The 16,223-nt window shown below is 46.0% G+C and carries 15 protein-coding genes; 5 read left to right on the top strand and 10 right to left on the bottom strand.

Annotated features, from left to right (window positions below):
* Positions 1–150: 150 nt before the first annotated feature.
* Together QUA62_RS03770 and QUA62_RS03765 are read right to left on the bottom strand one after the other, a co-directional pair.
* Complete coding sequence (locus QUA62_RS03770) at positions 151–1,797, bottom strand: HlyD family efflux transporter periplasmic adaptor subunit (protein ID WP_333402449.1); 1,647 nt, start codon at positions 1,795–1,797, stop codon at positions 151–153.
* 71 nt (positions 1,798–1,868) lie between these two features.
* A complete protein-coding gene (locus QUA62_RS03765; protein ID WP_333402447.1) occupies positions 1,869–2,606 on the bottom strand; it encodes a phycocyanobilin:ferredoxin oxidoreductase in 738 nt (245 codons plus the stop codon).
* Between the two features lie 128 nt (positions 2,607–2,734).
* Between QUA62_RS03765 and tatA the strand changes: the two genes are divergently transcribed.
* On the top strand, positions 2,735–2,926 hold the full coding sequence (tatA, locus tag QUA62_RS03760) for a twin-arginine translocase TatA/TatE family subunit (RefSeq protein ID WP_333402445.1): 192 nt from the start codon (positions 2,735–2,737) through the stop codon (positions 2,924–2,926).
* Between the two features lie 61 nt (positions 2,927–2,987).
* Here the strand turns inward: tatA and panB are convergent, their stop codons facing one another.
* The 4 genes from panB to QUA62_RS03740 all read right to left on the bottom strand — a co-directional run bounded on the left by panB (position 2,988) and on the right by QUA62_RS03740 (position 9,426).
* On the bottom strand, positions 2,988–3,764 hold the full coding sequence (gene panB / locus QUA62_RS03755; protein ID WP_333402443.1) for a 3-methyl-2-oxobutanoate hydroxymethyltransferase: 777 nt from the start codon (positions 3,762–3,764) through the stop codon (positions 2,988–2,990).
* 286 nt (positions 3,765–4,050) lie between these two features.
* Positions 4,051–5,850: a tetratricopeptide repeat-containing protein gene (locus QUA62_RS03750; RefSeq protein ID WP_333402441.1), complete on the bottom strand. Its 1,800-nt coding sequence runs from the start codon at positions 5,848–5,850 to the stop codon at positions 4,051–4,053.
* A gap of 295 nt (positions 5,851–6,145) precedes the next feature.
* Positions 6,146–7,438 (bottom strand): AAA family ATPase, encoded by a 1,293-nt coding sequence (locus QUA62_RS03745; protein WP_333402439.1) that lies wholly within the window; start codon positions 7,436–7,438, stop codon positions 6,146–6,148.
* 230 nt (positions 7,439–7,668) lie between these two features.
* Positions 7,669–9,426, bottom strand: coding sequence for a serine/threonine-protein kinase (locus QUA62_RS03740; RefSeq protein WP_333402437.1), 1,758 nt, complete (start codon positions 9,424–9,426; stop codon positions 7,669–7,671).
* 629 nt (positions 9,427–10,055) lie between these two features.
* Between QUA62_RS03740 and QUA62_RS03735 the strand changes: the two genes are divergently transcribed.
* The 3 genes from QUA62_RS03735 to QUA62_RS03725 all read left to right on the top strand — a co-directional run bounded on the left by QUA62_RS03735 (position 10,056) and on the right by QUA62_RS03725 (position 12,415).
* Positions 10,056–11,486, top strand: coding sequence for a form I ribulose bisphosphate carboxylase large subunit (locus QUA62_RS03735; protein WP_006632943.1), 1,431 nt, complete (start codon positions 10,056–10,058; stop codon positions 11,484–11,486).
* Positions 11,487–11,623: 137 nt separating this feature from the next.
* Positions 11,624–12,034, top strand: a complete 411-nt coding sequence (gene rcbX / locus QUA62_RS03730) for a RuBisCO chaperone RbcX (protein WP_006632944.1) — start codon at positions 11,624–11,626, stop codon at positions 12,032–12,034.
* 45 nt (positions 12,035–12,079) lie between these two features.
* A complete protein-coding gene (locus QUA62_RS03725; protein ID WP_006632945.1) occupies positions 12,080–12,415 on the top strand; it encodes a ribulose bisphosphate carboxylase small subunit in 336 nt (111 codons plus the stop codon).
* An 80-nt stretch (positions 12,416–12,495) separates the two neighbouring features.
* Here QUA62_RS03725 and QUA62_RS03720 read toward each other — a convergent pair whose 3' ends face one another.
* The 3 genes from QUA62_RS03720 to QUA62_RS03710 form a co-directional block, all read right to left on the bottom strand.
* Positions 12,496–13,134: a restriction endonuclease subunit R gene (locus QUA62_RS03720; protein ID WP_333402435.1), complete on the bottom strand. Its 639-nt coding sequence runs from the start codon at positions 13,132–13,134 to the stop codon at positions 12,496–12,498.
* 256 nt (positions 13,135–13,390) lie between these two features.
* Positions 13,391–13,624, bottom strand: coding sequence for a hypothetical protein (locus QUA62_RS03715; protein WP_333402433.1), 234 nt, complete (start codon positions 13,622–13,624; stop codon positions 13,391–13,393).
* A gap of 10 nt (positions 13,625–13,634) precedes the next feature.
* Complete coding sequence (locus QUA62_RS03710; RefSeq protein ID WP_333402431.1) at positions 13,635–14,858, bottom strand: hypothetical protein; 1,224 nt, start codon at positions 14,856–14,858, stop codon at positions 13,635–13,637.
* A gap of 254 nt (positions 14,859–15,112) precedes the next feature.
* Between QUA62_RS03710 and QUA62_RS03705 the strand changes: the two genes are divergently transcribed.
* Positions 15,113–15,382, top strand: a complete 270-nt coding sequence (locus QUA62_RS03705; protein WP_333402429.1) for a hypothetical protein — start codon at positions 15,113–15,115, stop codon at positions 15,380–15,382.
* Between the two features lie 106 nt (positions 15,383–15,488).
* Here the strand turns inward: QUA62_RS03705 and QUA62_RS03700 are convergent, their stop codons facing one another.
* A complete protein-coding gene (locus QUA62_RS03700; RefSeq protein WP_006632950.1) occupies positions 15,489–15,863 on the bottom strand; it encodes a hypothetical protein in 375 nt (124 codons plus the stop codon).
* Positions 15,864–16,223 lie beyond the last annotated feature (360 nt).

The raw sequence follows: 16,223 nt of genomic DNA, 5'->3' as shown, positions 1-16,223 counted from the left end.
ATTTAGAATTTGGGAGTGAATAATTTTAGGACTTAAGCACGGGTGTTGAGAAACCTGTTCTTTTTTCCTTTATATTTTCTTCAAACTCTTAATATCGGTAAAATACCCGGTTGCTTGAGTCCCCATCCGTAAGTTGTCTCAACGTAAAATTTAGATATTTATTTTGACTTCAACCTGCAAGTTTGTTAGGGTTGCAACTTTCTTGCTCGATTCCGGATCGAGGCGAATTCTAACTTCGATAACTCTCGCGTCGGTGTCGGCGGCGGGGTCTGTATTAAGGACATCTTTTTTGCTGATTTGTTTGCCGATGCGAGCGACTGTTCCTTCCACAGTGCCTGTAAAAACCGGGCTGGTGACTGTTGCGCGCTGACCGTTTCGCACTTTGGCGATGTCGGTTTCGTAAACTTCTGCTACGGCGTACATTTGGTCGGTGCCGCCTAGTTCTACGATGCCATCTTGAGTGTTGACACTTTCTCCTTGTCGGCTGTGAACTTTGAGGATGTAGCCGGATACGGGTGCTTTGACGTAACTTAGGTTTAAGTCTACTTGAGCTTTTTGTTTGGTGGCGATCGCACTTTCGACGGCGGCTTGGGCGGCTTGCACGTCTTCGGGACGTACTTCGGCAATTTGGTCTAGATTTGCTTTGGCTTGATTGATTTGTTCTTGGCCAGTTTCTGCTTTTTGTTTGAGTATTGCTTCGGCTTGATTGATTTGTTCTCTACCAGTTTCTATCTTTTGATTTAAGGTTGCTCGGGCTTGGTTAATTTCCTGCCTGCCTGTTTCTAACTTGCGTCGGAGATTGGCTCGGGATTGATTGATTTCCTGCTTGCCTGTTTCTACTGTTTGTTTGATTGTTGCTTTCGTTTCGACTATTTGCTCTTGCAGTGTTTGCACTGTTTTTTCTAATATAGCTTGCGCTTCTTTGACTCTCTGGCGAGCCGTCTCTGCTGCTAAGCGTTTGGTGTCGTAGGCGGAAGCAGAAATTGCGCCTGTTTGGGAGAGTTCTTTATTGCGTTGTTCCTCGGCTTCGGCGTTGGTTAATTCGGCTTTTAGCCGATCGACTGTAGCGTTTTGAGAGGCAATTTCGCCGCGCAATTGAGCTTCTAGCCTAGCCAATTTGGATTGCTGCACCTCTGTTTCTCTTTCGAGTTGTGCCTCCAATTTGGCAAGATTAGCTTGTTCGGCTTCGGTTTCTCTTTGGAGTTGTGCCTCGAATTTGGCGACGTTAGCTTGTTCGGCTTCGGTTTCTCTTCGCAGTTGAGCTTCTAAGCGGGCGATATTGGCTGCTTCGCCTTCGGTTTCTCTTTGCACTTGTGCTTCAAACTTGGCAACTTCTGCTTTTTGAGCGCCGACAACGCCTGTTTTTGCGCCTGCTTGAATTTTCGCTAATTCTGCTTGTTTGACTTTGACTTCTTTGTCGGCTTGTTGCAGGATTGCTTGGAGCCGATCGCGCGTATCGAGAACTGCTATGATTTGTCCTTGACTGACTCGATCGCCCTCTTCCACCTGCAACTGTTCAATTCTTGCTCCCTCCGACGCAGAAGGGGCCGACAATTTGATAACTTCACCCTGCGGAGTCAACCTACCCAAAGCTGTGACGCTGTTGCGGGTGGCGACGGAAGTTGCAGCCGCCGCTGCAGCCGCCGCTGCCTTTAACTCTTCGGCTTTTCTAATTTGAGATACTTGCCAAAAACCGACTCCTGTGGTAACCACCGTGGCGGCGATCGCTAAACCGATGACTCCTCGCCCTGGGGGTTTTAAAAATGATTTCTCCTTGACACGTGATTCCTTTCCCATGATTTATAAAGTAGGTGATTTCCTGGTTAAGTTTTTTTCACCCACTGTGAAGTATTGTAAACCAATTTCAGCTATTTAGGAATATCAAAAAGCACCTCGGTCATGTAATGTTCGGCCCAATCTTTACCGAAAGCTTTTTCGAGTATGCGACGGGTTTTGTCGTTTTGCTGCTGCTGGGTGCAGTAGTAAATTTGAGCGTCGAGAATTTTCGATGCTTCGGCGGCAGAGACTGGTTGGGAAGCGACTGCCTGTTTGCAGTGAATTTCAACGTAGGATTCAACTATGTCCAGAAATCTGCTTTCTTCTTCGATCGACTCTGGCCGCACAAACAGACAAAATTCTGAGAAAATATCCCCCCATTCGGGAATTTGGCGGGGACAAGAAAATTGCTTGATGGGCAATATTTCCAGTTGGGTTCGGTAGGTTTCCGACAAAGTTCGATCGGGATTGAGGGGAGAAAGGTCTGCGATCGCGGCGCTAACTTGGCCTTTGCCTGCTACTATATCGGTACCGAACATGGGCAAAGCGTAATTCGGCCTCGGAAACATCACGCAGTGCAGAATGTCAAGTACCGGCCCGACTTTAGCGAGTTCGAGGTGTATTTTGCGGAACTGGGGCGTTTGATAGCAGCGGTTTTCAATGATCAGTTTTTCTCCTTCCAAGCGGCCTTCTACGTATCCCAACTCAGCGGGCAGGTGGTAGGGTTCGAGGTCGAGATAGCGGTGCCATACTGCTTCCATCCGGTCTGCTAAATCGCGGATGAGATGGTGCTGTTGGTCGCGCAGAGAAGGCTGGGATATTTCTAACATTCTTATTTATCGGGGGATAGCTTAATAAAACTTGATTCTACTGTTGCAAGATGCAGGAAAAAAGGTAGATACTTTAACAATATCAGTAGATTGACTTACGATCGAGCAAGTTTTACAGGAGATTTTGTATGTTTGGTCTGGGATTGCCCGAAATGGGCATTATTGCGGTGGTGGCTATACTAATTTTCGGCCCCAAGAAGATTCCTGAGTTGGGAAATGCTTTGGGCAAAACGCTGCGGAGTTTTAAGGAAGGGGTTAGTCAATCTGAGGATGAAGCTGTTGAGAAGGATAAAGAGGAAGAGGGCCAGCCGAAAGTGTAAATTAGGTTTGTAGTGAGGATTTTAGTCCTCCTTTTTAAGGGCTCAAGCCCTCACTACGAACCTATTCGGGAAATTTGCCTTCTCTAACTTCAAGGGAATAATCTTTCACAGCTTGGGTAATTGTTTCTCGCAAATTGGCGTAAGCTTTAGCAAAAGGCGGCTGTTTTTCAGAAAGTCCCAACAAATCGGAAGTAACTAAAACTTGACCGTCGCAGTGCGGTCCGGCGCCGATACCAATGGTGGGAATAGTTAATTTTTGGGTAATTTGAGCGGCTAAGTCGGCGGGAATGTGTTCTAAGACGATCGCAAAGGCACCTGCTTCTTGAAGGGCGATCGACTCTGCTATGATGCGATCGGCTGCTTCGGCCGTTTTTCCTTGTTTTTTGTAGCCGAGTTGGTGTACCGACTGCGGAGTTAAACCCACGTGCCCCATCACCGGAATTCCGGCGGATGTTAGCTGCGAAACTGTGGCGGCCATTGCTGGATATCCACCTTCTAATTTTACAGCTTGAGCCCCAGTTTCTTTCAAAGCTCTCCCGGCCGAGTGCATGGCTTGCTGGGGACTTTCTTGGTAAGTCAAAAACGGCAAATCGACAACAATTAATGCTTGTTTAACTCCACGGCGCACTGCTTTAGCGTGGTGCAGCATTTCATCGAGGGTTATGGGTAGGGTTGTGTCGTAGCCTAAGACTGTCATGGCGAGGGAATCGCCGACTAGGATGATATCTACGCCTGCTCGATCGATGAGTTGGGCGATCGCATAATCATAAGCTGTCAGGGCAACAATTGACCGCCCTTGTTGTTTCCACTGAATTAATTGATGAGTAGTGACTGACATTTTAGTGCAAAAATATAATATTATCTCCTGCTATTACTTATAATATCAAATATAACAAATTATATACACTCCATATTGTAGGGTGTGTGAGGCGCTGCGATTAAGAATTGTCACAAATCGACCAACTTGATTCAGCGCTTCACGCACCAGCAAAAACTCAATGCGCGCCTGCAATGATGCGCCTCAGCACTATGTATAAGCTGCGAGTGATCAACTAAATAATCTACAATTTAGGCGGCATATTGTACACTTTAACAAAATTTGTAACTGAGATAGATATTTTTATTTATTCCTGAAGTTCGGCTAATAACTGTTCCCCGAAAGGATGTTTTTCCAATTGTTCAAATGTCAAATGTCCTTTACTTATTCCTTCACGCCACAGCCCAACATAATTTTCCCAAACAACCTGAGTGTTGGGGTGGTTTTCTGGCAATTTGCTGCGAAGAATTTCCACAGCTTGCAAATACAGCGGTTCCGCTTCCGAGTACCTTCCTTGGGATTGATAAAGTAGGGCTAAATTGTTGAGGTGAGTAGCTAAACTGGGATGGTCTTCAGGAAGCGATCGCCTGTCTATTTCCACAGCTTGCAAATACAGCGGTTCCGCTTCCGAGTACCTTACTTGGGATTCATAAAGTCCGGCTAAATTGTTGAGGTGAGTAGCTAAACGGGGATGGTCTTCAGGAAGCGATCGCCTGTCTATTTCCACCGCTTGCAAATACAGCGGTTCCGCTTCCGAGTACCTTCCTTGGGATTGATAAAGTCCGGCTAAACTGTGGAGGTGATTAGCTAAACGGGGATGGTCTTCAGGAAGCGATCGCCTGTCTATTTCCACAGCTTGCAACAACAGCGGTTCCGCTTCCGAGTACCTTCCTTGGGATTGATAAAGTATGGCTAAATTGTTGAGGTCAATAGCTAAACTGGGATGGTCTTCAGGAAGCGATCGCCTACCTATTTCCACAGCTTGCAAATACAGCGGTTCCGCTTCCGAGTACCTTCCTTGGGATTTATAAAGTTGGGCTAAATTGTTGAGGTGAGTAGCTAAACTGGGATGGTCTTCAGGAAGCGATCGCCTGTCTATTTCCACAGCTTGCAAATACAGCGGTTCTGCTTCCGAGTACCTTCCTTGGGATTCATAAAGTACGGCTAAATTGTTGAGGTGAAGGGCTAAACTGGGATGGTCTTGAGGAAGCGATCGCCTGTTTATTTCCACCGCTTGCAAATACAGCGGTTCCGCTTCCGAGTACCTGCCTTGGGATTTATAAAGTAAAGCAAGGTAACTTAAACTACTTGATAATTCGAGTTCCATATCTAACTCTTGTTGAAGGGCGATCGCCTTTTGAAAATAATCGATCGCCAATTCATACTCATCCTGAAACTTTTCGCACTCTCCCGACTCTATCCTTCTGTAATAAATCTTCCCCATACTGGCATAAAGACTTGCCAAACTGGGGTCTTCGAGTCCTTTTTTCTGTTCGGTTCGCGCGATTAAATCCTGCAAATCTTCCAGGGGAATCAAACTCGGCGGTTCGCGACCGTCCTCTTCAACTAGGGATCGAAACGGTTCAAATTCAGTTTTGGGAACAGCCGCAGTTTTTTTCGTATCAAAGCGAAACACACCTTTCCGCCAACTCCAAAAATCAGGAGATTCATTGCTAATCAGAATTTCAATTTGTCGCGTCACCCACAAGACAATCGAAAACGGAAACTCCCGCAAGGCTTCCCGCGTCCATTGCAAATAGCCAAAAAACACTTCTTGTTCCGATCGACTTTCGCCAAATTGTTTAAAAAACCGCAGTTTTTCCACGCCCGTCACGGTGATAACGGCTTTTCCCCGCTGCTGCAAATATGCTTCTTGTTCGACTAAATTGGCGATCGCCGATCGCAAACTCGGTTCACCCCTCGCCAATTCTACGCGATAGCGGCGGATATCCGGTTCGAGTTCTGCTTCATAATCCGAAATCAGGCGATCGCGACAGTCGCTATCATCGCAAACTGCGATTAGCAAGTTGAGAATATCTTTACCCGCTTCAATTGACACGAGTAAATCTTCATAATTATCTTGGTTTTGACTGTTGAGATTCGACATAATTAATTGTCATTGATATCGAAGTCTCGATCCCCCTAAATCCCCCTTAATAAGGGGGACTTTGAGAACTCTCTTGTCCCCCCCTGATTAAGGGGGACTTTGAGAATACTCTTGTCCCCCCCTTAATAAGGGGGACTTTGAGAATACTCTTGTCCCCCCCTTAAGAAGGGGGGCTAGGGGGGATCGACTTTGGACTCAGACATTACCTTAGTCTCCCTTTGCTGGGACGAAAGTTTGTGCGATCGCGTTGCTAGCGGTTTCAACCGCCGAGTTTAATTGTTGAGTATAAAAGAAATTATTCAAGCGGAAAATCATCTCGCTGCTTTAACAATTCTAGCACGATCGGGTGAATGTCGTACCACAAAACAGCATTGCGATATTCCAAAACATATAACCCATGCAGCAAGTCCAAAAAGCCTTGTGCTTTCGGATCGGCAGGTTTAAAATCTCTGTAAGTTGCTATCAACATCTCATAATCAGTTGTTCCTAAACGGGTATCAAAATCGATCCGCAATTTATTAATCGCTTCCTCAAACACCTCAGCATTAATTTTAATCGCCGCTTCTGGATTCCGTCGCACCAACCGCAAACAAATGCGGCAGCATTCGTTAGCAATTCTAATCAATTCTCGCAATACTCCACCGCTGTAGGCGACAAGGCGATCGAGTGTTTCCGGTTCGATCAATTCGCTTCCCAAGCGTTTAGCTAAAATCTCTTTCAATCTCGCCGCCGGTTCCGCCATTGCAACAGCATCAGCATTCCGGCTTTCCCCGCGTTTAAACAGCTTAGTTACTGGCATAAACACGACTTGATTGTTAGTTTCCGTTTCCACGGTAGCGGCCAAAGAGACATCTCGCAGCGCAGAAATAGGAGTTGTTAAAATTATCCTAAAATTTGGCAAGAAAAGCGCTTTAATGTGTTCTTGATAAACTTGGCGAACTACACCTAAATCCAACTTATCCAGGTCATCAATCACCACGATTATGTCTTTTTTCGCGCCTTCTCGAACTACGGCAGCAATCTGGTTAATTGTCGCAACCAAATCAGAAACTTTGCGAATAAACTCTTGTTTGATTTCCTCGCGAATCGTCGCATCAGCTTTTAACTTGCCTTGAATCATCTTAAACAAGTTAAAACCCACCGATCCGCTGGCGCCCAATTCGTCAATTTTTGTTTTAGTTTTAGTGGCAAACCAGTTATAAAATGATTCTTTAATTGATTGTTTGATGGGAATTTGCTGTCTTTCGGCTGCATCCATCAACTGAACTGCGATCGCAAATAAAATATTAATATGATTAACATCCGACATTTCGATCAAGTCGGAAATCGAGAAAAAGACTGTAAAATAGCGATCGTTCATCTGGCGACAAAACTCAGCCAACAGTGTAGATTTACCGCAGCCGCGATGTCCCGTAAAAATAATTTTACCGCTACCGGAAGGGTCATCTTCGACTAATTGCTCTAATTCTTCAAGCACTTCTGTCCCGTATTCTACTCGGAAGTTCTCGACTTCTTTCGGAGTTATCAGCGGCGATAACTCCATATTTGCATAGGCTGTCCGAAAGGATTCTAGTAATATTTTAGACATGGCACTCTGAGGCTATTATTTAATGTTCTTCATGATTATAAGCTGTCTAGCATCTAAATTGTAGATTTTTTGGCGACCTCCTCGGCCCGCCCCACAATAGTTTTCAAAGCCGGATAGCGCGCCTCGATCCCCTTAACAAGGGGGGGATAAGATTACCCAAAGTGAATATTTTTAAGGGAGATTTAGGGGGATATGAATCTGAGGTGAAATGTTTAATGTTTAATTAATTCCTACTTCCAGCCCAACCACCGCAACAAAGGCACAACTAAATAATGACTAACTCCCAAACAAAGCCCGATCGCACTTCCCAACAAACCAAAGAACACAATTGAACCCCAAACTTGCAGCCAGCCGAAGGTAACGTTAGACAGTGACAAAATCCCAAAGAAACTCCCCGGAAAAATGTTCCAAGCATTCAGCAACAGAAATATTCCCGTAGAGAAAACAGCCACTACCAAAGCGTGAACTAATTGATGGCTCCGCAAACCCATTCCCACAGTCAAAGAGGCGATCGCAAAAGCTCCCAAAATCACCCCCTGCACACCACTAGAAGCTGTTGCTTCCATCCAGCACAAACCCGCCAACAAATAACCCTGAGCTCCCATCAATCCAGACAGCCAATACTGTTTTTGCTGGCGAAAACTCCCCGCATCCGTCAAACCGATCGCAGTTCCGAACCCCGCAAACCCAAAAAGCAGCACTTCCGGCCCGACAGCGAAAGTCATGTTAGGCATTAATTGCTGCAAACCTTCATTCAGAAAACTGGCAATTTCCGGGCCTAGAGGCGAAGCATAACCCAAAACCAAACCGCCGAGCGCCCCCGCACTTCCACCAACGGCACCCAGCACCATTTCCCAGCCTGTATCCAGAGAAGCTACCACGATTTGAGCGATCGCGCCGAACACAACACCAGTCAGGCTGACAGTTTTTTGCGCCCCCGCCACCACTACTTGCCGGCAGAATTCTAAAATAGCTTGACCCGCAGGGGCGATCGCGATTTTGCCCTTACTCCTAGCATAAATCTCCTGCAAACGCGCCCGAACATCGCCAGCCGTCGCCGGACGCTGCTGCACATTCGATCGCACCATATCGTCCAACAAATTCGCCAAAGCCGGACTCACAGATACAATGTGGCGCCACCGCAACTCCCCCGTCATCGGATCTTCAATTTCCGCCGGATACTTCCCCGTCAGCAAGTGAATGCAAGTTCGCCCGAGGGCATAAAAATCCGTCGCCGGCACCACGCCACCACCCACAATTTGTTCCGGGGGACTGTACCCGGGCGAAATCAACCGCGTCGAACTCGGAGAATCTTTCCCCACCGATTCGACACCGCCCATTTGTTTAACTCCCCCAAAGTCGATCGTCACCAATTGCAGTCCGCCCAAACCCTTGCTTAGCAAAACTTGGGGCGATTCCGGGTCTCGCAGCATCAAATTTGAGGGTTTAATGTCGCGGTGAATAATCTGACACCTGTGCAACTCCTCTAAAATTTCCACAGCTTGACTCAGCCAACTAAACACCCATTCCTGCGGACAACCCTGAGGGTGCTCGTCGAGAACCTCTTCTAAAGTTTTGCCGTGAATCTTTTCCATTACCAAACAAGGCAGCCGCTTCGCCGCAGGATTTTCATCCCCGCCTGCAAAATTTTGCGTTTGGACGTGAAAATAACCGTCAGGCTCGACTCTCGGGACGCCTGGGTGCCGCAAACGTGCCAAAACCCAAGCTTCTTGCTCGAACAGCTTCAGGGCTTTCGCGGAAGTTTCGAGCAACACTTTCAGGACGCGATCGGTTTGAGTTTCTGTGTCCCAAACTGTGAAAATCGCTGCAAAACCCCCGGAACCGAGGCTTTCTACAGGCACGTAGCGATTTTTTAGCCGCAGGGGAGCCCCGCAACTATGACAAAAATTGTTGCCCCAAGTCTGAGGGTAGGGCCTTGGGCAATCTGGATTGATGCAGTGAACGGCTTTTGAAGAGGGGTGAGGCACAACCAGAGTAAAAATGGGGCTAAATATCCATACTAGACTTACGCGCAGCTAACGCAGGAACCCGGTTTTCAGCGAGGTTAAATGGCTGTAACGACGGATTTGGTTTGAGAAACGAGCTTGCTCTTGCTGCACAAGTCCTGTCCATATTATGTGGTATGCTGTCGATTTTTGAGTTGACGGTCTGGAAGTCACGGGATTTTAGATTTTAGATTTTGGATTTTGGATTTTAGATTGCATACTGGATTGCTGTTGAGATCGATCTCAACAGCAATCCACAACTTTAGGTATTTCTAACTACTTAGCCGTGGCTCATTACTCGTTACTAATTCTGATTTTTAAGTATTAAATTCTTTACATAAACCGTATTGATCCGCTGTTCGGCTCGCTGCACCATATCTTTCGAGCGAGCGAAATTCCTCGCCGCTCTGCGATCCCCAGCCTTTCCTCCTGCATCCTTCGCGGCGGGCTTTTCATAAGATATGTTACAAATATTTGCCTAATGTAAAGCAAAATAAATAATACTTATGATGATTAAAAGAATATTAAAATTTGAGATCGCCATTTTATTGATATATTTTTAACAGCCTGCGATCGGGCAAAAAAATTAAGCGAATACTAGGAAGCGAGATATGGCTTACGCGCAAACCCAAACTCAATCAAAGGCTGGGTATAAAGCCGGAGTTCAAGACTATAAACTAACGTATTACACGCCGGACTACACCCCAAAGGATACAGATGTTTTGGCGGCTTTCCGGGTAACACCGCAGCCGGGAGTACCCCCTGAAGAAGCAGGCGCTGCTGTAGCTGCTGAATCTTCCACAGGTACATGGACAACTGTGTGGACTGACCTCCTGACCGACCTCGACCGCTACAAAGGTCGCTGCTACGACATCGAGCCAGTTCCCGGTGAAGACAACCAGTACATCTGCTTCATTGCTTATCCTTTGGATTTGTTTGAAGAAGGTTCCGTCACCAACTTGCTGACCTCTTTGGTCGGTAACGTGTTCGGTTTCAAAGCTCTGCGCGCTCTGCGGTTGGAAGACTTGCGGATTCCCATTGCTTACCTGAAAACCTTCCAAGGCCCTCCTCACGGTATTACCGTTGAGCGGGACAAATTGAACAAGTACGGCCGTCCTTTGCTGGGCTGTACAATTAAGCCCAAATTGGGTCTGTCTGCTAAGAACTACGGCCGTGCCGTTTACGAAGTTCTGCGCGGCGGTTTGGACTTCACCAAAGACGACGAAAACATCAACTCGCAACCGTTCATGCGCTGGCGCGATCGTTTCTTGTTCGTTCAAGAAGCTATTGAAAAAGCTCAAGCAGAAACCGGCGAAGTCAAGGGTCACTACCTCAACGTAACTGCCCCCACCTGCGAAGAAATGATGGAGCGGGCTGAGTTCGCTAAGGAAATCAAAACCCCCATCATCATGCACGACTACCTGACAGGTGGTTTCACTGCTAACACCACCTTGGCTAAATGGTGCCGCCGCAATGGTATTTTGCTGCACATCCACCGCGCCATGCACGCAGTTATCGACCGTCAGAAAAACCACGGTATCCACTTCCGCGTGCTTGCCAAGTGCTTGCGGATGTCCGGCGGCGACCACCTGCACTCCGGTACAGTTGTGGGCAAACTCGAAGGCGAAAAAGGCATCACGATGGGCTTCGTAGACTTGATGCGCGAAGACCACATCGAAGAAGACCGCAGCCGCGGTATTTACTTCACCCAAGATTGGGCTTCCATGCCCGGTGTCATGCCGGTTGCATCTGGTGGTATCCACATCTGGCACATGCCGGCTTTGGTGGAAATCTTCGGCGACGACTCCTGCTTGCAGTTCGGCGGCGGCACCTTGGGCCACCCTTGGGGTAATGCACCTGGTGCAACTGCTAACCGCGTTGCTTTGGAAGCTTGCGTCCAAGCTCGTAACGAAGGTCGCAACTTGATGCGCGAAGGCGGCGACGTAATTCGCGAAGCTTGCAAATGGTCTCCTGAACTGGCTGTTGCTTGCGAACTCTGGAAAGAAATCAAGTTTGAGTTCGAGGCAATGGATACCGTTTGATGATTTTGGGTTTGAGAATTTAGGTTTTAGGTAGCAAACTTGCTGTGGAGTCTTTATCTTTGAAGAAGATTTACCAGTAAGTTTGCATCCAAAATCTAAAATCCAAAATCTAAAATTTGAGGGAGCTGGGGTCAAAAATGGATCTCAAACAAGTTGCGAAAGACACCGCTAAGGTGCTGGCAAGTTACCTAACCTATCAATCCGTGCGGGTTGTGGTCGCTCAGTTGAGCGAGACCAATCCTCCTGTGGCAATCTGGTTGAGCAACTTTTCCTCAACGGGCAAAATCCAAGATGGAGAAGCTTACATTCAAGAATTGTTGTTGGAAAATCAAGATTTGGGATTTCGGATCATGACTGTGCGAGAATCTCTGGCACAGGATGTGACAGATTTTTTGCCTGAAATGGTTCGCACTAACATTCAACAGGCGAATATGGAACACAGACGCCAGCATTTAGAGCGAACTACGCAACTTAATTGGTCTGTTCCTAGCAGTAATCCTGAAACATCAATAGATTCTGAACCGAATCTGGATAATTTGTCGAGTTAATCGATCGACAAGTGCGATCGAACACACACCTTAGAGATACAACAAATGAAGACTTTACCTAAAGAGCGTCGTTACGAAACTCTGTCCTATTTGCCCCCCCTGACAGACGCGCAAATTGCCAAGCAACTCCAGTACATCCTGGATCAAGGCTACATTCCCGGCGTAGAATTCAACGAAACCTCTGCCGCTGAAATGCGCTATTGGACTCTGTGGAAGCTGCCTTTGTTTGGTGCTCGCAGCGTCCAAGAAATCATGACAGAAGTTCAAGCTTGCCGTCAAGATAATCCTAGTTGCTACATCCGCGTCATGGGTTTTGACAACGTGAAGCAGTGCCAAGTGCTGAGCTTCATCGTCCACAAGCCTAACACCAGAGGCTACTAAAAAGTATTGGCTGGCTAATCTAAATTTTAGGTTAACAGTCATTGCAGATTGGAGGCGGGGAATTTTCCCTGCCTCTTTTTTTATAGTTTGCAAATAGCTTTTAACACTTGCAGCAACAAAATTGAAGAGTCGGACTCCATCAGGTTTAGCAAAGGCATTAGTTGATAGGTTGGGTTATTGCCCCCCTGAATATTGACGAACTGATAGTGCATTCCGTTTGTTGTTAAACCCCAGATTGTGTCTTGATATTTTAAATTTTGATAAGCATAGGTTAGCAATTGGGATAAACCCATCAATGCGTTGATTCCAGAATTCTTACTTTCAATAACCAAAACCCAAAAATATGTATCGCTTCTGATCGGTTTTATCCTGTTGACAGCTAAGATATCAAACCGTCCTTTAATGATAGTATCTTCCTCTTCAATGCTAATTTCGGCGAGGTCTTGTTCTAAACTAATTTTAATCGGGCGGCGGTAGAAGCCAGCCAATCGCATTAAGGGAAAGGTAGTCAGAGCTTTTACCAATCCTTTAGAAACTCGATCCGTTGAAATGTAGTCATCGAAGTCATCCCTAATTTGTATAATTTCCTGCTGTTCGTGTTCTGTGATATCTTCAAGGGATAACAGAGAAGTAAATGAGTTAGTGTACTGTTTTTGAAAGCCGAACAGACGGTGTACTTCTGCTAACGTTAGGTTTTTGTCATTAATAGTTGTCTTCATATTTTAATAGTTATTAAAGTTTTAGTTAAAATTCTAACATAGAGATTGCGGTAGTCCACTTACACCATTCTTAGGAACAAGCAAGATGCCTGTTCCACAACATATCAAGTTTCTTGTGGGGTAGGCCGGAGAGCCGGCCCATATTCTTAGGAACAGGCAAGATGCCTGTTCCACAACATATCAAGTTTCTTGGGGAGTGGGCCTCTTGCCTGCCCATGAAACTAGACGCGATTTCAATCGTCTGGTGACAACAAACCTAATCTATCCTTTCCATCACAATCCCATCAACTATTTCATAACCCCAATTAAAATGTCGATTTGCCAACTGCTCGGCCATGTCATATTCGCCCAAATTGCAGAGTTCAATTAACATTTGATATGCTTCATCTCTTTCTCGCTGCAACCTTTCCCCCCGCAGTTTTTCTCTCTCTTCCTCAGAAGGATTTGGTCGCTCTTCTCCCAGCGGATTGATATTGCTAATTCGTTTCATATCAGCCTCATTAAAAAGGGATAGATTCTACGATTTCACCGTCAACTATTTCGTAGCCCCAGTCGGGGTTGGCAGCGATTTGTTTTTCAACAAGACTTCGACCGAGAGGAGTTTGGTAAGCTTTTTGCAAAGAGGAAATACTGGGGATTTCGGTGGCGGTTGGTGGCTCTTTTAGTTCGAGGTTTGGCGGTTCAGGAACTATTTCAGATGTGGATTGATTTAAGGCAAATTGAGGTGCGATCGCCCCTAATTTCCGCATTACGCTATCCTTGGTGATTTGAGGTTTTTCGTTGAAGGAAGAGGGCAGATATGGTGTGTCAACGCCCTGGTTTTTGGCTTTGAGTGCATCATCAGCAATGCGATCGCACTTTCGCAGAAATCCCTCCCACAAATCTTTGCCCAAAACCGGGTTTCTCAAATCAGCACGGGCTTTAGAGACTGCTGCTTCCAGCGGTTCGCCTTTGTGCACGTAATACTGAATTCGCTCCTCTTCAAAGGCAGGATAAGGCACTTCCGGCTCGATTTCCCAATCCCGCTTGACTTTCTGACTTTCTCCTAAAGGGATTCCGGCGATAAATTCATCCCAAAAAGTCGAGGTTAAGCCTTTTGTCATGCTGTCAATAATTTTAAATGCCCATCCAGAAGGATTGCCAAATCCTAAGTTGCGCTCTTGAGCATATGCTTCTAAAGCTCGCTGAAAGTTGTGCAGTTGTTCTTGGGAATTCCAAGGGCCGCTAAATCGGTAATTCGGAGTGACAGCAACGGCTATTTGCTGGCGGGGTTGCCCGAAATATTTGTCGGTTTTAACTACATGATTTGGGGGTGATGTTTCGCGGAAAATTTCTACAGGGTGATTGTTGTTTTCGCGACTTATCGGTGTTATAATATCTGGCGGATTCGGTGTCCAAAAGTTATTGAGTTTTTCCTCGAAAGCGTCAATGTCCGCCCAGAGTTCTAGGGTGTCCGTGTTGGGATTTGTTAATTTTTCTTTCAGGAGCGATCGCACTTTGAGCAGGCGTCTCGCGAGTTCTTGTTCTTCGTTATTCAAACCGGTGGCTTTTTCAATTTCGCTGCTGTTGGTTTTTACCCATTCGCCGGAGTTGGACTTTTGTGATTGCCATTGCAATAATTGGCAAAGAAAAATACTCGCCGCGACTCCGCCGGTAATTGTGGCAAGTTTGGGATAGTAGATGGCGGGGTTTCCTAGATTTCCTAAAAATATTCCTATTTTCATTTTGTATATTCTTAATTCCCTTGAATCTTAGGGTTATTATTGGCGCAGCTTAGCTGGAATTTTAGGGGGCGCATCGGGGCAGCTTACCTCGACTAAACTAGCATGGAGAAACTTAAGATTTTCTTTAAGCTTCTGTCTATTCCTGACTGAATGGAGTTTCTAGAGTAAAAACGGGGATCGCTTATTCGATCGCCTGATTGACAGGACTGAGTTAAACGTAATAATAAATTATTTACTGTAGAGCTTCTGCCAAAATGAATCCAGAACGCCAAGAGGCTTATTTGAACTTAATCGAGCGAGTGCTTACCTGTCCCAACGGTCAAGAGCCAGAGGTTTTGAGTTCGCGTTCCGATTTAATTGATGCGGGATTTGTGCAAATGCTAATCCAGATATCGGCTTCAATGGCGCGCGAAGGTGACGAAGATACTGCTAATTTTTTAGTGCAACTTGCTCGTTTGCTGGGGAAATCTTTGGGTTTGTCGCCGGATTTGAGGTCGGCTGGGTACAGTAGTGCAAAGGGGTAGAGAAGAGTTGCGATCGCCTCGTTGTATCATGTTTTGAGAAATGAGGGCGATTCCCTACCCTTCGGGATAGCTTCGCTTCACCTAATTTTTAAATGCAGCTATGGCTTTACAGTTTATATTCGAGAGGCTCGCAAAACTCATTCACCCCAGTTTTAAATACATAAATAATCACCGAAGTCACCAAAATATCAGGGCAAATTTTGGCTGCAACTAAATCTCTAAATGCTGCATTCAATTGTCCGTTTGTCAACTCTTCTTTAACCTCTGATTTGCAGATAGCAACGCGGCATCTTTTGGCCAATCCGTCTAACCAATTTTCTGATATATTCGGTTCTTGTCCGGCTTGAATTGCTAGAGATATCGCTGCATCTTCGATGTTACCTTCGCAATCTTCGATTGCGTCTAGGGCTTTTAGGGCTTCGGGATATTCGGCTAATTGTGAGCGAAATTGGGCAATTTGTTGGGAGGTAATAATCACCATATTATTTTCCTGTGTTCTCTGCTGGCGGGATAATTTTAGCAATTAAAGTTGATATTATAGCATTTTTTTGATTGGGGTTGGCATTGATTGTTTGAATTTTATCACTGGTGCAATAGTTCAATGTGGTTGAAACCCCCGTCTCATAGCGGAGTCCGACGAGGGTTGAAACCCCCGTCTCATAGCTGAAGTCCTCTTGCATAGGACTGATGAGAAGGATTTAAAGGCTAATTAATCATGTTCAAAATGTTAGATTGCGATGTTGCGAAGTCCGACGAGGGTTGAAACCCCCGTCTCATAGCTGAAGTCCTCTTCAGAGGACTGATGAGAAGAATTTCAATGGTAATTAACAATTTTCAAAAT

The organism is Microcoleus sp. MON1_C1 (assembly GCF_036701945.1).
Taxonomy (GTDB): domain Bacteria; phylum Cyanobacteriota; class Cyanobacteriia; order Cyanobacteriales; family Microcoleaceae; genus Microcoleus.
The sequence above is the reverse complement of the archived record's forward strand: the minus strand, read 5'-3'. Positions and strand labels throughout refer to the sequence as shown.